This is a genomic window from Blastomonas sp. CCH9-A1 (genome assembly GCF_001557175.1).
Lineage (GTDB): Bacteria > Pseudomonadota > Alphaproteobacteria > Sphingomonadales > Sphingomonadaceae > Blastomonas > Blastomonas delafieldii_A.
Map to the genome: position 1 here is coordinate 20,838 of NZ_LSHM01000004.1, position 20,498 is coordinate 41,335.

Here is a 20,498-nt window from a genome sequence, read left to right on the forward strand (position 1 = left end):
GGAAAGCCCATGTTTGAGACCCATTACGGCCTGACCGGACGGCCTTTCCAGCTGACGCCCGATCCGCGCTTCTATTTCGAGAGCGCAACGCACCGCAAGGCGATGTCCTATCTGGGCTACGGCCTGGCGCAGGGCGAGGGCTTCATCATCATCACCGGCGAGATCGGTGCGGGCAAGTCCACGCTGGTCGCGCATCTGATGCAGACCGTGGACAAGGCGCGGCTGACGGCAGCGCAGATCGTCACCACGCAGCTCAAGGGCGACGACCTGCTGCACATGGTGGCGAGCAGCTTCGGCGTCGCCACGGCGGGGCTCGACAAGACCGGCACGCTGGCCGCGATCGAGCATTTCCTCCACACCGAAGCGCGCGCCGGTCGCCGCTGCCTGCTCGTGGTCGATGAATCGCAGAACCTGCCGATGCCCGCGCTCGAAGAACTGCGCATGCTGTCGAACTTCCAGCTCGGCAGCCATCCGCTGCTGCAGATCTTCTTGCTCGGTCAGCCAGAATTCCGCGCGATGGTGCATGGTGCGCCGGGCCTCGAACAGCTGCGCCAGCGGATCATCGCAACGCATCATCTGGGCGCCATGGACCTGCACGAGGTGCAGCCCTATGTCGAACACCGGATGAAGCTGGTCGGCTGGACCGGACGCCCGGCCTTTGCCGAAGATGTCTGGGGGCGCCTGTTTGCCGAAACCGGCGGCATTCCGCGCAAGGTCAACATGCTGATCAACCGCGTACTGCTGATGGCGGCGGTGGATGATCGCGAAACGATCGACGCGTCGCTGATCGATGCCGTGCTGGCCGATCTGGCGATGGACCAGATGAATGACGAGGACTGGCAGAACGAGGCGATGCTGGCGAGCGCTGCGCGCCATGCCGAATATGCCGCTCCGGTCGCTCCTGCTCCGGAAGCGGCAGCGCCAGCAGCTCCGGCCGCCGTTCCGGAGGTCAGCCGCAGCGATTTCAACCATTTCGTCCGCGAGGTGCGCGCCTTCGCTACCGAGCAGCAGGACGCGCGCGCGCTGCTGGTGCAGGAGTTGCAGACAGCGCTGGATCGGGTCGATGCGCTGGAATCGCGCCCCGCACCCATCAGCGATGTCGAGCCGCTGGTCCGGCGGATCGAGGCGCTGGAAAGGCTGCAAGCCGAGCAGCAACAGACGCTGCACCGCTTGCTTGCGCTTCTGGTCGGCTGGGTCGAAGACGATTCTGCTGGCATGTGGCCCAAGGGCCGGGCAGCCTGACCGGAATGATTTTGCCCCATGGGGCCGGGAGTGAATGACCGTGCGCGAAGCATCGCTGGGCCAGCATCGCACTGCCAACAGGCGCATCGTCAACGGCCTCTCGGTTGATGTCGAAGAGTATTTTCAGGTCGGCGCGTTCGAGAACACGATCGATCCGGCCGACTGGGACGGCATTGCCAGCCGCGTCGAGCTGAACACCGGCGCCGTGCTCGACCTGTTCGCGCGCTGCAGCGTCAAGGCGACCTTTTTCACGCTCGGCTGGGTGGCGCATCGGCACCCGGCGCTGATCCGCCGCATCATCGCCGAGGGGCACGAGATTGCCAGCCATGGCTGGGACCACACACGCGTCTTCACGATGACGCCCGACCTGTTCGCCGAGGATATCGACAAGGCGCGCAAGGCGCTCGAGGATGCCGGCGGCGTCGCGATCAGGGGCTATCGCGCACCGAGTTTCTCGATCGACCAGCGCACGCCCTGGGCGCACCCGATCCTGGCTGAGCGCAGCTATGCCTATTCGTCGAGCGTCGCGCCGATCGCGCATGATCATTATGGCTGGCGCGCCGCGCCGCGCTTTGCCTTTCATCCGGTCGAAGGATCGGAACTGATCGAGCTGCCGGTCACCACCGTGCAACTGGGCGAGCGCCGCTTCGGCGCGGGGGGAGGCGGCTTCTTCCGCATATTGCCCTATGCGCTTTCGCGCTGGGCGCTGAACCGCGTGAACTCTACCGACGGTCAGCCCGCGATCTTTTATTTCCACCCCTGGGAGGTCGATCCCGATCAGCCGCGCGTCGAAGGTGCGCCGCTGCGCTCACGGCTGCGGCACTATACCGGGCTGGACGCGATGGCGGACAAGCTCGAGCGGCTGACGCGCGATTTCAGCTGGTGCCGGATTGACGAGATCGCGCTTCCGCTCGCGGCGGGCAAGCTGTGATGCTGCATTTCGCGCCACCCGTGATAGCCGCGCCTGCGGTCCGCATCGCTGCGCTGGACGACGCGCAGGAACGCGCGCGGCTCGCTGCCTGGATCGAAGCACACCCCTCCGCCACCGCGTTTCACCGGCTGGCCTGGGGCGAGGCTGTCGCAAAGGGTACCGGGCATCAAATGCTGGCACTGGTGGCGGAAGATCCTGCGAATTCGATCACGGGCTATCTGCCGCTGCATGTGGTCCATTCGCCGCTGTTCGGGCGCGCGATTGTCTCGGCGGGCTTTGCCGTCGATGGCGGCATCCTCGCCGATGACGCGGTGATCGCCGCGGTGCTGGCCGACGCTGCCTGGCTGCAATGCGAGCGCCACAGCGCGCCGACGCTGGAATTGCGCGGTGGCATGCTGCCCGCCGATCCGCGCTGGACGATCAAGTCGGACGCGCACGCTGGTTTCGTCGCCGAGCTCGTTGCCGACGGTCCCGATGCCGATCAGAAGCAGCTCGAATGGATCCCGCGCAAGCAGCGGGCAGAGGTCCGCAAGGGCCTGGCCAACGGCATGACCGTGCGCACCGGCACCTCCGCGCTCGACCGGCAGCAGCATTATGCGGTCTATGCGGAGAGCGTGCGCAATCTCGGTACCCCGGTCTTCCCGCGCGGGCTGTTCGAGGCGGTGCTCGATGCGTTCGGCGAAGATGCCGACATTCTGACGGTGCTGAAAGACGATGTGCCGGTGGCGAGCGTGCTCAGCCTCTATCATCGCGGCAGCGTGATGCCATACTGGGGCGGCGGGGTCTGGGCGGCACGCGGGCTGCGCGCCAACGATGTCATGTATTATGCGCTGATGAACCATGCGCGCGCCCGCGGCTGCACCCGTTTCGATTTCGGCCGTTCGAAGGTCGATAGCGGCGCTTTTGCGTTCAAGAAGAACTGGGGCTTTGTGCCTGCGCCGCTCAGCTATGCCGTGCGCAATGCCGATGGCCTGCCGCCGCGCGACGTCAATCCGTTGAGCCCCAAATACCGGTTGCAGATCGCGCTGTGGCAGCGGCTGCCGTTGCCGATCGCCAACCGGCTTGGTCCCTGGATCGCCAACGGGCTCGGCTGATGGGCGAGCTGCTCTTCCTGGCGCATCGAATCCCGTTTCCGCCCGACCGCGGCGACAAGATCCGCTCGCACGCGATCCTCAAGGCGCTGGCAGCGCGCGGACCGGTGCATGTCGCCACCTTTGGCGAGACCGAGGCCGATATGGCCGCTGAGGCCGACCTGTCAGCGATCGCGGCCAGCCACCTGCTGGTACGGCGCACGATCTCGAACCTGCGCGCCGGGCTCAACGCCTTGCCCAGCGGCAAGCCGGTGTCTCTGACCGCCTTCGATAGCCAGGACATTCGGCATTATGTCGCCCGGCTGCTGGCGACCCGTCCGATCGACGCGATCTTCGTTTTCTCGGGTCAGATGGCGCAGTTCATCCCGCCCAGCTTTGCCGGACGCGTGGTCATCGATTTCGTCGACATGGATTCGGCCAAGTTCGCCGCCTATGCCAAGGCGACCGCCGGTCCGATGAAGCTGGTGCACGCGCGCGAGGCGCGGCTGCTCGGCGCATTCGAACGGCAGATGGCGCGCCGAGCGCAGCTCAGCCTGTTCTGTAGCCCCACCGAGGTGGCCGAGTTCCGGCTGGGCCTTGGCGATCCGCAGGTGTGCGTGGACCCGGTGGTCAATGGCATCGATACGGCCTTCTACGATCCCGTCGGTGTCGGCCCTGCGCCTTATGCGGGCGAGGCGGGGCCGCATCTCGTGTTCACCGGCCAGATGGATTATGCCCCTAATGTCGATGCGGTGGTCCATTTTGCCGAGGCCGTGCTGCCCGCCGTCCAGAAGCAGCTGCCAGATGCGCGGTTTCATATCGTCGGCCGCAATCCCGCTCCTGCGGTGCGCGCGCTCGAAGGGCGTGCCGGGGTGCATGTGGTGGGCGCGGTCGACGACATCCGCCCGTGGATCGGTTCGGCCGACCTGGTGGTCGCGCCCTTGCGCATAGCACGCGGCATCCAGAACAAGGTGCTGGAAGCCATGGCGATGGCGCGCCCGGTCATTGCATCGGGCGCGGCAGCCGAAGGCATTGTCGCGCAATCGGGCGCGCATTTCATAGTCGCGCGCGACGATGCGGCCATGGTCGATGCCGTTTGCGCGCTGGCGGCCGATCAAGACCGTGCTGCCGCTATCGGGGCAGCGGCGCGCGCGCATATGCTGAAGCATTATCAATGGGATGCGCAGCTCGCCCCGCTGCTCGCCTGGCTCGACCAGCCACCCGCTCTGGTGCCGAGCGCGGCCTGATGGCGAGCCTTGCTGCAGACATTCCCGAAACTGCCGAACCCAAGCCGCTCAGCCCTGCCTGGCGCTCGGCGCTGATCCGGCTCGGCATCGCCTGGGTGGCGATCCTTGCGGCGTTCGCACGCGATGCGCTGGATATGGTGGCGATCTGGTGGGACAGTTCCACCTTCAACCATATCCTGCTGATCCCGTTCATCCTTGGCTGGCTCGTCATGCAGCGCACGCAGGAGCTCAAGCGGATCACGCCCGCGCTCTGGTGGCCCGGGCTGCTGGTGATGGCGGCAGCGAGCGGCGGCTGGGTGCTGGGAGAGGCCGCCGGCGTCGCGCTGGCGCGGCATCTGGCGCTGGTTATGTTCCTCCAGGGCAGCGCCCTGGCGCTGCTTGGCCCGCATGTCGGCCGCGCGCTGATGTTCCCGCTCGGCTATGCCTTCTTCCTTGTGCCCGTGGGCGAGGAACTGGTGCCGCCGCTGCAGACGATCACGGCGGATATCTCGATGCTGCTGCTCGGCTGGTCGGGCATCCCCGCGCATATCGAGGGCGTGTTCATCTCCACCCCGACCGCGCTGTTCCGCGTCGCGGAGGCCTGTTCTGGGGTCAAGTTTCTGATCGCGATGGTCGCCTATGGCGTGCTCGTCGCCAATGTCTGCTTCAACAGCTGGCCCCGCCGGATCGGCATCGTCGCCTTGTCGATCGTCGTCCCGATCCTCGCCAACGGCGTGCGCGCCTTCGGGACGATCTATATCGCCGACCTATATGGCCTCGATTTCGCCGCAGGGTTCGACCATGTCTTCTATGGCTGGATCTTCTTCGCGGTGGTGCTCATTCTGGTGATGGCAATCGGCTGGCGCTTCTTCGACCGCCAGGTCACCGACCCGTTCCTCGATCCGGCGATCGCAGACCGCCTTGCGCAAGCCTCGCGCAATCTGCCGCCCAATGATCGCCTCGTGATCGCGGGCGCAGCGCTGCTGGTTGCTGTGCCGCTCGGCTGGGCATTGATGGGGCTGCCCGAACGTGCGCCGCTGCCCGCGCGCAACAGCCTGCCCGAAATCGAAGGCTGGCAGCGGGTGGCCTATGCCCCCGACACCGCCTGGATGCCGCGCGCCCAGGGCAGCAACCGCCGCTGGATCGCCAGCTATGCCCGCGACGGCCAGCGTGTGGATCTCTATGTCGCCCTGTTCGACGGCCAGTCCGAAGGGCGCGAGATTACCGGCTATGGCCAGGGCGCGCTCGATCCCGACGGCCGCTGGTCGTGGGTGGAGCAGGGGCCGGCGGTCGCTGACGGCAAGGCCGATATCATCACCGGACCGGGAAGGGTGGTGCGTGATGTCGCGACCTTCTATCGCGTCGGCGATGTCGTCACCGGCAGCAATCTCGGCATCCGGCTGGAATCGCTCAAGGCCCGGTTGCTGCGCCAGAGCCAGCCAGCGATGATCCTGATCGTCTCGGCAGAGCGCAGCGGCGACGGCTCGGCGCGTCCGGCCATCGATGCGCTGCTGCGCGATGCCGGCAGCGCGCAGAAACTTTCCGATACCATTTTGGCGGGGCGCTGACCGGTCATGTGCGGCATTGCAGGCATCTTTCACCTCGAAACCGCCAAGCCGGTCGATCCGGCGCGCATCCGGCTGATGACCGATGCGATGCTGCACCGTGGCCCTGATGGCAACGGCTGCTGGACCGCGCCGGGCGTGGGCCTCGGGCATCTGCGGCTGTCGATCATCGACCTGGAAGGCAGCGCGCAGCCGATGGCGAGCGCGGACGAAGCCGATGTGCTGACCTTCAATGGCGAGATCTACAATTTTCAGGAGGTGCGCGCCGAGCTCGAAGCTCTGGGGCACAGCTTCCGCACCTCGGGCGATACCGAGGTGATCCTGGCGGCGTGGCGGCAATGGGGCGTGGGCTGTCTCGATCGGCTGAACGGCATGTTCGCCTTCGCGATCTTCGACCATCGCCAGCAGCGGCTGTTCATGGCGCGCGACCGGCTGGGGGTGAAGCCGCTCCATTATGCGAGCCTGCCCGATGGCAGCGTCATCTTCGCGTCGGAATTGAAAGGCCTGCTCGCGCACCCGGCGCTGCGCCGTGCACCCGATCTCCAGGCGGTCGATGACTATCTCGCCTTCGGCTATGTGCCCGATCACCGCTGCTTCGTCGGCGGGGTGAAGAAGCTGCCGGCGGGGCATTATCTGATGCTGGAGCGCGGCAAGCCGCTGCCCGAACCGGTGCGCTATTGGGACGTCGATTTCTCGCGCCGCGCGCGCGGGTCCGTCGCCGATCTGCAGGCCGAACTGCTGCACCATATGCGCGAAGCGGTGGCCTCGCGGATGGTGGCGGATGTGCCGCTCGGCGCGTTCCTCTCGGGCGGGGTCGACAGCTCGACCGTCGTCGCGCTGATGGCCGAACGCTCGACCCAGGCGGTCAAAACGTGCAGCATCGGTTTCGATGTCGCGGCATTGGACGAGAGCGATTACGCGCGCCGGATTGCCGAGCGGTTCGCCACAGATCACCGCAGCCGCACCGTCTCGCCCGACGATATCGCGATCATCGATTCTGTCGCGGCGCAGTTCGACGAACCCTTTGCCGATGCCTCGATGCTGCCGACCTTCCGCGTCTGCCAGCTCGCGCGCGAGAGCGTTACCGTCGCGCTGTCGGGCGACGGCGCGGATGAGGCGCTGGCGGGCTATCGCCGTCATGTCTTTCATCATGGCGAGGAGCGGGTGCGCAGCCTGTTGCCGCAGGGCTTGCGCGGCCCGGTCTTCGGGGCGCTCGGCGCGCTCTATCCCAAGGCAGACTGGGCGCCGCGTCCCTTGCGCGCGAAATCGACCTTGCTCTCGCTCGCGCGCACCGGGGCGGAAGGCTATGCCGATGCCGTCGGCGTGACCAATCATGCGACGCGGCAATCGCTCTATTCAGACAGCCAGCGCGCCGCGCTGGGCGGCTATCGCGGCGAGGATCACATGATCGCGCTGATGGAAGCGGCCCCGGCGCGCTCGGGGCTCGATGCCGCGCAATATGCCGACATGAAGCTGTGGCTGCCCGGCGATATCCTGACCAAGGTCGATCGCACCAGCATGGCGGTGAGTCTGGAGGCGCGCGAGCCGCTGCTCGATTACCGGCTGATCGAATTCAGCGCCTCGCTGCCAGAGGCGATGCGCGTGCGCGGCGGGCAGGGCAAATGGCTGATGAAGCGTGCGATGCGCGGCACCTTGCCCGACGATATTCTCTACCGCCCGAAAATGGGTTTCGTCAGCCCCATCGCCCAATGGTTTCGCGGGCCGCTCGCCGATCAGGCGCGGCGCATCGCGAGCGGCTCGGCACTCGCGCGCAGCGGCTGGTTCAACACCGTCCGCCTGACCGAGATCGCTGAGGCGCATATTTCCGGACGCAGCGACAATGCCCGGCTGCTCTGGCAACTATGGATGCTCGACAAGGCGCTTGACCGGGTGTTCTGATCCGCGCCGTCAGAAATTCCACTGCACCTGGCCATAGGCATAGCGCGTATCGCCAAAGCCGGTGGCGTTGGGAGCCTGTTCGAGCAACCGGCCCGTGGTCAGCACGGCCGCACCCGCCTCGAGCCGCAGCCTCCTGTCGATCAACCAGTGGCCGAGCCGCAGTTCGAGCATGTGTCCGGCAAAGCGGCCCGAGCGGCCCTTTGGGTCGGCCGGACCGTTATTGCTGAACCGGTCGCGACGGTTGTGTACCCAGGCGGGGCGCCACAGGGTCATGACATCCCAGCGTGGGGCGGGAGCAATCTCGCCGCGCAATCCTGCCGCGAGCAGGTTGGTGCGCGCGAGAGGACCGAAGATCCCGCTCGGACCGAGCTCGAACCGGCGCGGACCAAACAACGTATCGAACCGCGCGAAACGATCAGGTGAACGCGGGTCATCTCCGCTGGCGAGATCGAACAGCGCCGAGATGCGTGGCTTGCCGGACAGGGCGGGGCTGTAGCCGAACTCGGCATGTGCGAAGAACGCGCGGACGTCCTGGCGGCGTGCATTGGCGGCGACCGACGCGCGAACCGTGCCGGTCTGTACCGCGCCTTCGAGATCCATATCCCATTCGCAAGGTTGGGGGGCACGGTGGAGCCTTGCGCCCCAGGTGAACAGATGCCGGTTGCGCGTCGGGCCGTTGGCACCGTCGCGCTCGTTCAGGCCGAAAACATTGGCCTGCAGCGTCACGCCGTCGAACAGGTCGGGCCGGGTGTAGTGCGCGCCCCAGAAGCTCAGATCGAAGCTCTCGCGGTCCCAGCGCACCCGATTGTCGATCAGGCCATTGCGGTCGTTTGGCAGGCGGGTGTGGGGCAGCGCATAGAATGCGACAAGATGGTCCTTGGCCTTGCCGCGCCAGTCGAGCCTGACGCCGGTGAAGCTGTTGATCGTGTTGCGAAAGGCGTTGCGCCCTGCCAGTCGCCGCGAGCCGAGATTGAGATGGAAGCGGCCTGCGGTCAGTTCGAGCGGTCCGTCCGAATAGCCGATCGAGGCACGGCTCAGCTCCAGCGCATTGACCTCGCTCGTGCTGACCGCGCCGGGTGCGTTGGCGAAATAGGCGCGGGCGTCGATCAGTTCGGCGGAAAGGTGCCAGGGACCGGCGCGATAATCGGCAGCAATAGCGGTCTGGACGGTGACGGCATCGTCGCGCGAGGGCAGGCCCGGGCGGAACTGGCCTTCGAGCATCTCATAGCGCAGCCGCAGGCTGCCAGTGATCGTGATCGGGCTGGCCTTCTCCGCTTTCCGTCGATCGCTCGAATCCGGAACCGGCGCGGTGCTGGGGGCCATGGTCTGCGCGTCAGCGGGCGCGACGGACATCGTCACCCCGATCGCCAGCAAAGATGCGATTGCGCGCAAATTCCTTCCCCCGACGGGAGCCTAGCGCACAATCGCTCAGGCGGCGAGTGCAGGTTCGACGGGTTCGGTCGAGGCGATCCAGCCGCCGCCGAGGACGCGGTCGCCCGCATAGAGCACCGCTGCCTGGCCTGGCGCGACGCCATATTCCGGCTGCACGAAAACCAGCCGCCGGCTCGGCCCCGTGCCCTCGATCGTCACCGGGGCAGGCCGGGCGAGCGAGCGCACCTTGGCTTCCATCGGGCCGTCATAACTGCCGCCGATCCAATTGAGATCGACGATCTGAGCCGCGCGCGTCGCCAATGCCGAGCGCGGGCCGACGATCACGCGGCGCGTGTCCGCATCGAGCTTCACCACATAGAGCGGCACCGGCTGGCCGCCGATTTCCAGACCCTTGCGCTGGCCGATGGTGTAGTGGATCAGCCCCTTGTGTTCGCCCAGCACGCGGCCGTCGATATGCACGATCTCGCCGCCGGTATCGGCATCGAGACGCACCTTGCGCACCACCGAAGCATAATCGCCATCGGGGACGAAGCAGATATCCTGGCTGTCGGGCTTGGTAGCATTGATCAGCCCCATGTCCTGTGCCAGCGCGCGCACCTGCGGCTTGGGCAGGCCGCCGAGCGGGAAGCGCAGGAAATCCATCTGATCGTCGGTGGTGGCGAACAGGAAATAGCTCTGGTCGCGCGCCGGATCGTGCGCGCGGTGCAGTTCGCTGCGGCCATCGGCGCCGATCACCCGGCGGACATAATGGCCCGTCGCGAGGCAGTCCGCCCCCAGATCGCGCGCCATCTGCAGCAGATCGGTGAACTTCACGCCCATGTTGCACTGGATGCAGGGAATGGGGGTGCGCCCGGCCATATATTCGTCGGCGAAACGCTCGACCACGGATTCGCGAAAGCGGCTTTCGTGATCGAACACATAATGCGCGATGCCCAGGCGATCGGCGACCGCGCGGGCGTCGCGAATGTCCTGTCCGGCGCAGCACGATCCTGCGCGCTTCACCGCCGCGCCATGATCATAGAGCTGCAGGGTGATGCCGATCGTTTCTGCACCGGTGGCGGCGGCAAGGCCCGCGACGACAGAAGAATCGACTCCGCCAGACATGGCCACGACGATTCGCCGCGCCTTCATGTCGCCATCAAGCTGAAATCCGGACAGATCGGGGGTGCGCATGCCGCGGCATGTAGCGGTGCCGACGAGTTTTCGCCACCCTGGGGTGTCAAAAAAATGCCAGAGGTTGAAACTGTGAAAACCCGTAATTTCGGGCATTTCAGCCTCAGTCTTAGCGCCAATTAACCAAGGCTAATCAGCCATGAAGGCTGCCTTTACCTGGTCTTACGGTTTGCCTGATACACCCTGGGCATGGACATGAACTTCCCCCATGACTCAGTCCACCTGGCCCAAGGCGTGCCGATCAACCTGCGCGCCCTGGATATGGACATCCTGCGTGCGCTGGCGTGCGCGCCGGTCGTCTCGCGTTCCGACCACCCCCCCATGGTTAAGGACGCAGGCGATTCGGTGGGCGTGCTGGCCGCGTGGCTGGCTGGCCGGATTCGGGCCGACCAGGTCGTGCGGGGCAGCTTCAATCCGCACTTTGCCGACGCGCTGAACCGTTTCACCCCATCGGAACAGCATGGTCAAAATGACGTTTACCATTGTGCTTCAGTCAATCGAAAAGCCGATTGGTTACACCCTGGCCACGCGCAAAGTTGCAGTAACCAGGCCTTTTGAGGACGTGATGATCGAGAATCAGAAAATCAAACCGGCACAGGTCATCGGTCCGCTCGGCGAACCGCTGACGCTGGACAACCTGCCGGCCCCGGGCACCAAGCGCTGGGTGGTGCGTCGCAAGGCGGAAGTCGTCGCGGCCGTCAATGGCGGTCTGTTGACGATCGACGAGGTATGCGAACGCTATGACCTGACGCTGGAGGAGTTTGCCTCGTGGCAGCGTGCGGTCGACCGGTCGGGCATGCCGGGCCTGCGGGTCACGCGCATCCAGCATTATCGCGATCTCTACGAGCGCCAGCAGCGCTACTAAGCTTCCCCCTCCAAGCGAAACAAGAAAGGGGCGCGGTCCGCATATGGACCGCGCCCCTTTCCTGTTCTGCGAAAAGCCGGGTCCGGACCGGTGGCGCCGGTGCGGCCCCGAGGCTTATTCGGCCGCTGCCGCTTCCATGTCGCCCGACTCTGCAGCCTTGCGGCGCGGTGCGGCACGACGCTTGGGCTTGGGTGCTTCGGCCTCGACCGGCGCTTCGCTGGCGCTGCCGATCGCGGGAGGCAGGATCATCGGATCGAGCGCATTGGTGCCTTCCGGCTCGGCAGCGCGCGGCGGACGGCCACGGCCGCGCAGCGTGCGGCGCGGCTTGGCATCGCCATCACCATCGTCTGCAGCTTCGACCGGAGCCGGAGCGGCAACCGCTTCGTCCTGGCGCTGGCGGGGCTGACGTTCCGCGCGCTCCTGACGCGGGCCTTCTTCGCGATCACCGCGAGGGCGGCGCTCGCGGCGCTCGCCGTTCTGGCGATCTCCGCCCTGGCGCTCATTATTCTGGCGGCCCTCGCGCTGCGGATTGTCGCGACGCTGGGTGCGGGGCTCGTCCTGCTCCTCGCCATCCTCGTCCTGGCTCCGCGCACTCGCATCATCGGCCTGATCCTGCGCATAATTGCGCTGTCCCTGGCCTTGCGGCGCGCCGTAGATGCCGTCGTCCTCGTCGTCGGCATAGTCGCCGCCAAGGTCGCGGCCCTGATCCTCGCGGGGGCGGCGATATTCGTCCTGACGGGCACGGTTGTCGGCGAGCACGCGGAAATAATGGTCGGCAAACTGCAGATAATATTCGGTGGCCACGCGGTCGCCGTTCATCTGCGCATCGTGCGCCATCTTCTTGTATTTCTCGAGCATCTGCGTGGCATTGCCGCGCGCCCGGCTGTCGATCCGGTTGCCCTGATCCATGCCTCCGCCGCGACCATTGTTCTGCGGACGGTTATTGCCACGGCCGCGACGACGGCTCGTTCCACGATTGTTGTTCAAAGTTGACGCTTCCTTATCAGTCGCAAGTGTCCTGCGTGTCCTCTGCGCGTCCGTGCAGGCGCTGCCCAAAGGCGCGCCGCGCGTCCCAAGCCTTTCATCCGCTTTGAGTGGCCGTGATAAGCTGCCCGAACAAGATGATTGGGGTCAGCAAGCGTGATGGGCCCTTCGCCGGCATCAGCGTTCTTGCTGTACAGGTGGTAGCGGGTCGCCAAGGGCTTGCCAAGCGAAATATCAGGTGGCTGCCCGGCGGCGCAACATCAGTGCGCGGTCATGCCCGGCCAGATCGCGGCGGCATTGCGCGCTATAGCCATGCGCGGCGGCGATGGCCGAGACCGGTTCGCACTGGCTGGCGCCGATCTCGAAGATCGCCATGCCTCTATCGGCGAGGAGCGCGGGCAGGGCGGGGATCAGGATCCGATAATCGTCCAGTCCCTCGGCGCCTGCGAACAATGCGGAGTGCGGCTCGTGCTCCATGACCTGGCGGGCAAGCGCGGCATCGGCCTCGATATAGGGCGGATTGGCGAGGATCAGGTCGAACGGGCCGGGCAGGGGCGTGGTCCAACCTTCGCGCCGCCAATTGCCGTGCAGCATCTGCGCGCGATGGGCCAGCCCGGTGGCTTCGGCATTGGCGCGTGCGATGCCGATCGCCGCTTCGCTGGCGTCGATGCCGACGCCGCTGGCATGCGGAAATTCGCTGAGCGCCGCCAGCAGCAACGCCCCCGATCCAGTACCCAGATCGAGAATGCGCGTCGGCGCGCGCTCGGCAAAGGCCTCAAGCGCAGCTTCGATCAGCGTTTCGCTGTCGCTGCGCGGTATCAGGACGGCAGGCGAAACGGCGAGCGTCAGCGTCCAGAAATCCTGCCTGCCGGTAATATAGGCGACAGGTTCGTGCGCCGCGCGCCGCGCCAGCCGCTCGGCAAAGCCGGAAGGCACCGGATCGCGCGTGCGCATCAGCAGCATGGTACCGCGATCAATGCCCAGCGCATCGGCCATCAGCAGCTCGGCATCGAGCCGGGGGGTGTCGGATATTCCGGAAAGGTCCGCCGCCGCTTCGCGCAAGGCATCGGCGATCGTTGCGCTCTGCGTCATTCCCGCGAACGCGGGAATCCCGCTTGTGCGCCGGTTTTGAAAGGAAGCGGGACCCCCGCCTGAGCAGGGGTGACGTTGAGATTTGATCCCGAAAATCTCACCCCGCCATATCCATGTTTGCCAGGCGCGCCGCCTGGTCCTCGGCGGTCAGCGCATTGATCAGCTCGTTCAGCCCCCAGCCTTCGAGAATCTCGTCGAGCCGGTGCAGCGTCAGGTTGATGCGGTGGTCGGTGACGCGTCCCTGCGGGAAATTGTAGGTGCGGATGCGCTCCGACCGGTCGCCCGATCCGACCATCGACTTGCGCGCATCGGCTTCGGCATTGGCGGCCTTGCTGCGTTCGAGCTCATAGAGCCGCGCGGCGAGCACCTTCAGCGCCTTGGCCTTGTTCTTGTGCTGCGACTTCTCGTCCTGCTGCGTCACCACCAGGCCCGAAGGAATGTGCGTGATCCGCACCGCGCTGTCGGTGGTGTTGACGTGCTGGCCGCCCGATCCGGAGGCGCGATAGACATCGATGCGCAGGTCATTGTCGCTGATCTGCACGTCGACCTCTTCGGGCTCGGGCAGAACCGCGACCGTCGCCGCACTGGTATGAATGCGTCCGCCGCTTTCGGTCACGGGCACGCGTTGTACCCGGTGGACGCCGCTTTCGAACTTGAGTTTGGCGAACACGCCCGATCCATTGACCGAGGCGATGACTTCCTTGAACCCGCCCACATCGGCGGCGTTGGCCGACAGGATCTCGATCTTCCAGCCCTGTTCTTCGGCAAAGCGCGTGTACATGCGCAGCAGATCGCCCGCGAACAGCGCCGCTTCGTCGCCGCCGGTCCCCGCACGGATTTCGAGCATGGCCGGGCGGTTGTCGGCGCTGTCGCGCGGCAGCAGCTTGATCGCGAGGGTCCTTTCGGCGGGAGGCAGGCGCTCGCGCACTGTCTCCGCCTCTCCGGCGGCAAGCTTGACGATATCGGGATCAGACTCGTTGTCCGCCATCAACCCTTCGAGCACTTCCAGCTCGGCGCGAAGGCGGCGCACTTCTGCAGCGGCGCGGGCGACCGGTTCAAGCTCGGCATAGTCCTTCGCCGTCTGGACGAACTCGTCGCCCACCAGCGTGCCCGAGGCCATCAGCGCCTGCAGCTTGCCAAAGCGCGCTTCGATCTGCGCGATACGTTCACCGGAAATCCGGGTCATTCTTGTGTCTCCCCCCGAGTTCCCACCCAGTCCGCCAGCGCGATTCCCGACACTGACTTGCTGCTTAGCGGCAGAATTACGGCATTTGTCATGGTTTGTGCCATCAAACCGTTGAAATACCGTTCAACAACGCCTCGACCCTGGCCTGCAATTCACTTTGCGGGGTGGACCTAATATTGGCCCTGGCCTGATCGCCATCATGCTGAAAGGAAATCAGGACCTTGGCGTTGATCTTTGCTGCCTTGTCGTAACGCTTGCGCGGCGATCCGGTGGCGATCATGTCGGCTGAAATTCCTGCATTGCGCAGCCGTGCCTGGGCCGAAGTCGCGGATGCGAGCGCGCGATCGTCTTCCACCGCGATGATGACATCGAGCCCGAAATCGCGGCCCGAAATGTCGCTCAGCATCGCCAGCCGCTCAATCCCTGCGGCCCAGCCGACCGCCGGAGTGGGCGACCCGCCCAGATTCTCGATCAGCCCGTCATAGCGCCCACCGCCGAGCACCGTGCCCTGCGCACCGAGCCGGTCGGTGACGAATTCGAATGCGGTGTGGCGATAATAATCCAGCCCGCGCACCAACCGCGCGTTGCGCGTCCAGGCAACGCCGGCCGCATCGAGCCCGCTGGTCACCCTGTCGAAGAAGCTGGCGGCCTCGTCGGTGAGAAAGGCATCGATATCGGGCGCGGCATCGGCGATCGGTCGGTCCTGGGCTTCCTTGCTGTCGAGGATGCGCAAGGGATTGCGCTCCAGCCGGTCCTGCGATTCCTGCGAGAGATCGCCCTTATGCGTCTGAAAATGCTGAATGAGTGCGGCGCGCCAGGCGTCGCGGCTGGCGGCATCGCCGAGCGTGTTGAGCTGCAGTGTCACGCCTTCGCTGATGCCCAGCTCGCGCAAGATCTGGTCGGCCATGACGAGCAGCTCGACATCGGCCTGCGGCTCGCCCGCGCCGATGATCTCGGCATCGATCTGGTGGAACTGGCGATAGCGGCCCTTTTGCGGGCGCTCGTAGCGGAAGAGCGGGCCGTGCGTCGCAAGCTTGATCGGCGCATATTGCTGCCAGCCATTGGTGAGGTACGCGCGGACCAGCCCGGCGGTGAATTCGGGGCGCAGCGTCAGCGAATCGCCGCCGCGATCGTCGAACGTGTACATTTCCTTCGACACGACATCGGTGGTTTCTCCGAGCGAGCGCGCGAAGACGGCCGTGGCCTCGAACACCGGCATTTCGACGCGGCGGAAATTGTACAGGCGGCGCACCCGTTCGAACGTTTCGACCACATGGCCGAACCGCTCCTGATCTTCGCCGAAAATGTCCTGCGTCCCGCGGATCGCGCCTGGTGTACTGATTTTGGCCATATTCCGCGCCATTAGCGACTTTTTGATGCGACGCCAAACCGGCGGGTGCATTTTTTTGATGGGCATGTTTATGGTGCAGCAAACACGCACTTGCCAAAGGGTCTCCAAATTGCGTCAGCTCATCGCTTCCACCGCTATCGTCCTTGCCCTGCTTGCCAGCCCCGCCATCGCCCAGAACAGCAAGCCCCAACCGGTGGCGGTCAAGGACATCGTACCCGCCGCGCGCGATATTCCCTTTCCCGGCGTCATGACGCTCGAGGTGGACGCGACCGATGTCGATCGCGCGATCTTCAGCATGAAGCAGACCGTTCCGGTGCCCGAAGATGCCCGCAATAACGGCCGTCTGACCCTGCTCTACCCGCAATGGTTGCCCGGCAACCATGCCCCGCGTGGCGAGATCGAGAAGCTGGTCGGCCTGAAGTTCAGCGCCAGTGGCAAGCCGCTTGCCTGGCGGCGCGATTCGCTGGACGTCTACGCTTTCCACGTCACCCTGCCCAAGGGCGTGCGCGAGGTGGTGGCGGAGTTTCAGTTCGTCAGTCCGACCGCCAGCAACCAGGGTCGTGTGGTCGTCGCGCCCAAGATGATGAACCTGCGCTGGAACAACGTGTCACTTTACCCGGCGGGCTATTTCACCCGCAACATCCCGGTTGATGCGTCGGTCACCTGGCCCGCAGGCTGGCAGGCAGGCAGCGCGATGCGGGCCAAACGCACGACCGGCAGCAAGGTCGCGTACGAGCGCGTCGACTATGATACGCTGGTCGACAGCCCGATGTTCGCCGGAGCGCATTTCAAGAGCTTTGCGCTGTCCGACAAGGTGACTCTCAACGTCGTGGCCGATGCGCCCGAATATCTTGCTGCCACGCCTGACCAGATCGAGGCGCACAAGCGGCTGGTGGCAGAGGCCGAGCATCTGTTCGGCGTGCGGCATTATGATCGCTACGATTTCCTCCTGTCGCTCTCGGACGAGATGAGCGGGATCGGCATCGAGCATCATCGCAGCAGCGAGAACGGCGTCGGTACCGGCTATTTCACCGACTGGGCCAAGGGGCCGGGATCGCGCAACCTGCTGCCGCACGAGATGACGCACAGCTGGAACGGCAAGCACCGCCGTCCGCAGGGCATCTGGGCGCCCGATTTCCGTACGCCCAGCCGCGACGATCTGCTCTGGGTCTATGAGGGGCAGACACAGTTCTGGGGCTATGTCCTGGGCGCGCGGTCGGGGCTGTTCAGCTATCAGGACACGCTCGACGCCTTTGCCAGCATCGCCGCCGGGCTCGACCGCAGGGCAGGGCGCAATTGGCGTCCGCTGGTCGATACCACGCACGATCCGATCATCGCCGCGCGCCGCCCCAAGGGCTGGACCAGCTATCAGCGCAGCGAGGACTATTACAACGAGGGCATGATGATCTGGCTCGAGGCCGACCAGATCATCCGCCGCGAGTCGGGCAATGCCCGCTCGCTCCAGGATTTCGCGCGCAGCTTTTTCGGCGGGCGCGAGGGCGACTGGGGCGTGGTCACCTATGAGCTGCCCGATGTCGTCGCTGCGCTCAACGCTGTCCAGCCCTATGACTGGCAGGGCTTTTTCCAGAGCCGCGTGTTCGAGGTGACGCCCGAGGTCGGCAAGCAGGGCTTTGCGCTGGGCGGATACGAGCTGGTCTATGTTCCGGAAGCGAGCAATTTCATCCGCTCCGGCGAGGCCGCCTCGGGCACCACGGATCTCAGCCATTCGATCGGCCTGATCGTCGAGAAGGACGGCAAGATCGCGCAGGTCATGTGGGGCAGTCCGGCCTTCGATGCGGGCATGACCGTGGGCGACCAGATCACCGGGGTGGCCGGACGCGACTATTCGGGCGAGGCGCTGAAATCCGCCGTCGCGGCAACCACCAGCACCGGCAGCGTCCAGCTTCTGGTCAAGCGGGGCAAGCGTTACCGCGAAACCGCACTTTCCTATCGCGGCCGCTTGCGCTATCCGGCGCTCCGCAAGACGGGGCAGGGCGAAACCGGCCTGGACCGCCTGCTTGCGCCGCAAACCCGCTGAACGCTGAAGGAACGGGCAGCCCGTTCTTGCGGGGATAACAGAACAAAGGCATTCAACCTCATGCTTATCAAAGAGATTCCGATCGGCAAGAACCCGCCGAACAATGTCAACGTGATCATCGAAGTGCCCACCGGTGGCGAACCGGTGAAATACGAGTTCGACAAGGCCTCGGGCGCGCTGTTCGTTGACCGCATCCTGCACACGCCGATGCGCTATCCCGCCAATTACGGCTTCATCCCGCACACGCTATCGCCCGATGGCGATCCGCTCGACGCGCTGGTGGTGGCCCGTTCGCCGTTCATGCCGGGATCGGTCGTGCGCGCGCGTCCCATCGCGGTGCTGAACCTGGAAGACGAGCATGGCGGCGACGAGAAGGTCGTCTGCGTGCCCGATACCGCGACCTTCCCGTATTATACCGATGTGCGCGAGAAGGAGGACATGCCCGACATCGTCTTCGCGCAGATCGAGCATTTCTTCACCCACTACAAGGATCTGGAAACCGAAAAATGGGTGCGAATCGGCAAGTGGGGCAATGCCGAAGAGGCGCGCCGCATCATCACCGAGGCGATCGAGCGCGCCCAGGCTGCCAAATAAGCGGTACGGTCATGGGCATGAGGATCGCAGCCTTTCGCAGCGTCGGCAGCCTTGCCGCGCTCGGGGCTGCGATCCTCGCGCTTTCGGCCTGCGCCACGCCCGAGGCGCGCACGCGCGCGGCGCTGGAGCGTACGGGGCTGAGCCGTCCGGTGTCGGCCTGCATGGCCAGCCGCATGGTCGACCGACTTTCGCTGGTGCAACTCCAGCGCCTGGGGCGTCTTGGCAAGCTGCAACAGGCGGGCAGTTTCGACGAATTCCTGCGCCGCACCCGGGCGCTGGGCGATCCGGAAATCCTGGGCGTCGTCAGTTCGTCCGGCCTGATTTGCGCAGTGCGCAACTGACAATCCAAAAACCGCCACGCCCTGTTCGTTTGCAGGGTTTCCTTTGGTGCGCGTCTATGCTTTAGCGCGGCCACATACGTTCATCGACCGATTAACGGTCGGGTTTGGACCGAAAACGAGTCGTCCGCCCGGCCACATCAGAAAGGCATGGGAGCCCTCATGAACATCCACGAATATCAGGCCAAGGAACTGCTCGCGAAATATGGCATCGGCATCCCTGCCGGCCATGCCGCGCTGACCGTCGAAGAAGCGGTTGCCGGCGCCGAAAAGCTGCCTGGGCCGCTTTACGTCGTCAAGGCGCAGATTCATGCCGGCGGTCGCGGCAAGGGCAAGTTCAAGGAACTGGGTGCCGATGCCAAGGGCGGCGTGCGCCTCGCCAAGTCGCTCGACGATGTCCGCAAGGATGCGGGCGAAATGCTCGGCAACACGCTGGTCACCATCCAGACCGGCGATGCGGGCAAGCAGGTCAACCGCCTCTACATCACCGATGGCGTCGACATTGCCGCCGAATATTATCTGTCGATGCTGGTCGACCGCAAGACCGGCCGCGTCGCCATGATCGTCTCGACCGAAGGCGGCATGGACATCGAGCAGGTCGCGCACGACACGCCCGAGCGCATCACCACCATCACCATCGATCCGGCCCAGGGCTTCATGCCGCACCATGGCCGCGCCGTTGCGTTCGCGCTGAAGCTTTCGGGCGACCTCAACAAGCAGGCCGCCAAGCTGGCGCAGCAGCTCTACACCGCGTTCATGGATCTCGATTGCGCGATGCTCGAGATCAACCCGCTGGTGGAAACCAAGGACGGCAAGCTGCTCGTCCTCGATACCAAGATGAGCTTCGATTCGAACGCGCTCTATCGTCACCCCGATGTCGAGGCGCTGCGGGACGAGACCGAGGAAGACCCGATGGAGGTCGAAGCCTCCAAGTACGATCTCGCCTATATCAAGCTCGATGGCGATATCGGCTGCATGGTCAACGGTGCGGGCCTGGCCATGGCGACGATGGACATCATCAAGCTCAACGGCATGTTCCCCGCCAACTTCCTCGATGTCGGCGGCGGTGCGAGCAAGGAAAAGGTGACGGCAGCGTTCAAGATCATCCTGTCCGATCCGGCGGTGAAGGGCATCCTGGTCAACATCTTCGGCGGCATCATGAAGTGCGACATCATTGCCGAAGGCATCGTCGCGGCGGCCAAGGAAGTGAACCTTTCGGTCCCGCTGGTCGTGCGCCTGGAAGGCACCAACGTGCAGCAGGGCAAGGACATCCTGGCGAACAGCGGCCTGCCGATCGTCAGCGCCGACAATCTTGGCGACGCCGCCGAGAAGATCGTCGCGCAGGTCAAGCAGGCGGCTTGATCTTGCTGTCTCGGTCCCCTGCGAAGGCAGGGGCCCATCTCCTGTAAGTTGCGTCTTGTTGCCAACTCGGGAGATGGACCCCCGCCTTCGCGGGGGACCGGGCCTGGAGGCAGTGGTTGCGTTTGTGCACCCACTTGACGTTTACGTGAACGGAAACTAAATAGCGTTCACGATCATTAGGGAAGGAAGC

The 20,498-nt window shown here is 65.3% G+C and carries 18 protein-coding genes; 12 read left to right on the top strand and 6 right to left on the bottom strand.

Features of this window, described 5'->3' with window-relative positions; genetic code table 11:
• The first annotated feature begins 9 nt into the window (after positions 1-9).
• From AX725_RS01565 to AX725_RS01590, 6 genes are read left to right on the top strand one after another with little or no spacing between them, the layout of a single operon-like run.
• Positions 10-1,242: an XrtA/PEP-CTERM system-associated ATPase gene (locus AX725_RS01565; protein ID WP_060980266.1), complete on the top strand. Its 1,233-nt coding sequence runs from the start codon at positions 10-12 to the stop codon at positions 1,240-1,242.
• A 34-nt stretch (positions 1,243-1,276) separates the two neighbouring features.
• A complete protein-coding gene (locus tag AX725_RS01570; RefSeq protein WP_060980265.1) occupies positions 1,277-2,173 on the top strand; it encodes an XrtA system polysaccharide deacetylase in 897 nt (298 codons plus the stop codon).
• Positions 2,173-3,267: a FemAB family XrtA/PEP-CTERM system-associated protein gene (locus tag AX725_RS01575; protein WP_060980264.1), complete on the top strand. Its 1,095-nt coding sequence runs from the start codon at positions 2,173-2,175 to the stop codon at positions 3,265-3,267. Before AX725_RS01570 ends, AX725_RS01575 begins: the two co-directional genes overlap by 1 nt.
• Positions 3,267-4,490: a TIGR03087 family PEP-CTERM/XrtA system glycosyltransferase gene (locus AX725_RS01580; RefSeq protein WP_060980263.1), complete on the top strand. Its 1,224-nt coding sequence runs from the start codon at positions 3,267-3,269 to the stop codon at positions 4,488-4,490. The genes AX725_RS01575 and AX725_RS01580 overlap by 1 nt, the downstream gene beginning before the upstream one ends.
• A complete protein-coding gene (xrtA, locus tag AX725_RS01585) occupies positions 4,490-6,037 on the top strand; it encodes an exosortase A (RefSeq protein ID WP_060980262.1) in 1,548 nt (515 codons plus the stop codon). Before AX725_RS01580 ends, xrtA begins: the two co-directional genes overlap by 1 nt.
• A gap of 6 nt (positions 6,038-6,043) precedes the next feature.
• Positions 6,044-7,933: an XrtA/PEP-CTERM system amidotransferase gene (locus tag AX725_RS01590; protein ID WP_060980261.1), complete on the top strand. Its 1,890-nt coding sequence runs from the start codon at positions 6,044-6,046 to the stop codon at positions 7,931-7,933.
• Positions 7,934-7,942: 9 nt separating this feature from the next.
• Here AX725_RS01590 and AX725_RS01595 read toward each other — a convergent pair whose 3' ends face one another.
• Together AX725_RS01595 and mnmA are read right to left on the bottom strand one after the other, a co-directional pair.
• The gene (locus AX725_RS01595; RefSeq protein WP_067513038.1) at positions 7,943-9,286 is read right to left on the bottom strand and encodes an alginate export family protein; all 1,344 of its coding nucleotides are present in this window, start codon (positions 9,284-9,286) and stop codon (positions 7,943-7,945) included.
• Positions 9,287-9,361: 75 nt separating this feature from the next.
• The gene (mnmA, locus tag AX725_RS01600; RefSeq protein ID WP_066114591.1) at positions 9,362-10,498 is read right to left on the bottom strand and encodes a tRNA 2-thiouridine(34) synthase MnmA; all 1,137 of its coding nucleotides are present in this window, start codon (positions 10,496-10,498) and stop codon (positions 9,362-9,364) included.
• A 195-nt stretch (positions 10,499-10,693) separates the two neighbouring features.
• Between mnmA and AX725_RS20820 the strand changes: the two genes are divergently transcribed.
• Positions 10,694-11,056 carry a hypothetical protein gene (locus tag AX725_RS20820; protein WP_156440454.1) on the top strand — a complete coding sequence of 121 codons (363 nt, stop codon included), beginning with the start codon at positions 10,694-10,696 and terminating at the stop codon, positions 11,054-11,056.
• A 7-nt stretch (positions 11,057-11,063) separates the two neighbouring features.
• The gene (gene sciP, locus AX725_RS01610) at positions 11,064-11,363 is read left to right on the top strand and encodes a CtrA inhibitor SciP (RefSeq protein ID WP_017670538.1); all 300 of its coding nucleotides are present in this window, start codon (positions 11,064-11,066) and stop codon (positions 11,361-11,363) included.
• A gap of 114 nt (positions 11,364-11,477) precedes the next feature.
• Here the strand turns inward: sciP and AX725_RS01615 are convergent, their stop codons facing one another.
• The 4 genes from AX725_RS01615 to hisS all read right to left on the bottom strand — a co-directional run bounded on the left by AX725_RS01615 (position 11,478) and on the right by hisS (position 15,976).
• Positions 11,478-12,272 (bottom strand): DUF4167 domain-containing protein, encoded by a 795-nt coding sequence (locus tag AX725_RS01615; protein ID WP_060980257.1) that lies wholly within the window; start codon positions 12,270-12,272, stop codon positions 11,478-11,480.
• A gap of 309 nt (positions 12,273-12,581) precedes the next feature.
• Positions 12,582-13,439: a peptide chain release factor N(5)-glutamine methyltransferase gene (gene prmC, locus AX725_RS01620; RefSeq protein ID WP_060980256.1), complete on the bottom strand. Its 858-nt coding sequence runs from the start codon at positions 13,437-13,439 to the stop codon at positions 12,582-12,584.
• Positions 13,440-13,536: 97 nt separating this feature from the next.
• Positions 13,537-14,625 (bottom strand): peptide chain release factor 1, encoded by a 1,089-nt coding sequence (prfA, locus tag AX725_RS01625; protein ID WP_060980255.1) that lies wholly within the window; start codon positions 14,623-14,625, stop codon positions 13,537-13,539.
• Positions 14,626-14,728: 103 nt separating this feature from the next.
• Entirely contained in the window at positions 14,729-15,976 is a 1,248-nt protein-coding gene (gene hisS / locus AX725_RS01630; protein ID WP_060980283.1) for a histidine--tRNA ligase, read from the bottom strand.
• A gap of 64 nt (positions 15,977-16,040) precedes the next feature.
• Between hisS and AX725_RS01635 the strand changes: the two genes are divergently transcribed.
• The 4 genes from AX725_RS01635 (at position 16,041) to sucC (ending at position 20,308) form a co-directional block, all read left to right on the top strand.
• Positions 16,041-18,014, top strand: a complete 1,974-nt coding sequence (locus tag AX725_RS01635; protein WP_066114595.1) for a M61 family metallopeptidase — start codon at positions 16,041-16,043, stop codon at positions 18,012-18,014.
• A 60-nt stretch (positions 18,015-18,074) separates the two neighbouring features.
• Positions 18,075-18,608, top strand: coding sequence for an inorganic diphosphatase (ppa, locus tag AX725_RS01640; protein WP_060980254.1), 534 nt, complete (start codon positions 18,075-18,077; stop codon positions 18,606-18,608).
• 11 nt (positions 18,609-18,619) lie between these two features.
• Positions 18,620-18,949: a hypothetical protein gene (locus AX725_RS01645; protein WP_081097097.1), complete on the top strand. Its 330-nt coding sequence runs from the start codon at positions 18,620-18,622 to the stop codon at positions 18,947-18,949.
• A gap of 159 nt (positions 18,950-19,108) precedes the next feature.
• Positions 19,109-20,308 carry an ADP-forming succinate--CoA ligase subunit beta gene (gene sucC, locus AX725_RS01650; RefSeq protein WP_060980253.1) on the top strand — a complete coding sequence of 400 codons (1,200 nt, stop codon included), beginning with the start codon at positions 19,109-19,111 and terminating at the stop codon, positions 20,306-20,308.
• Positions 20,309-20,498 lie beyond the last annotated feature (190 nt).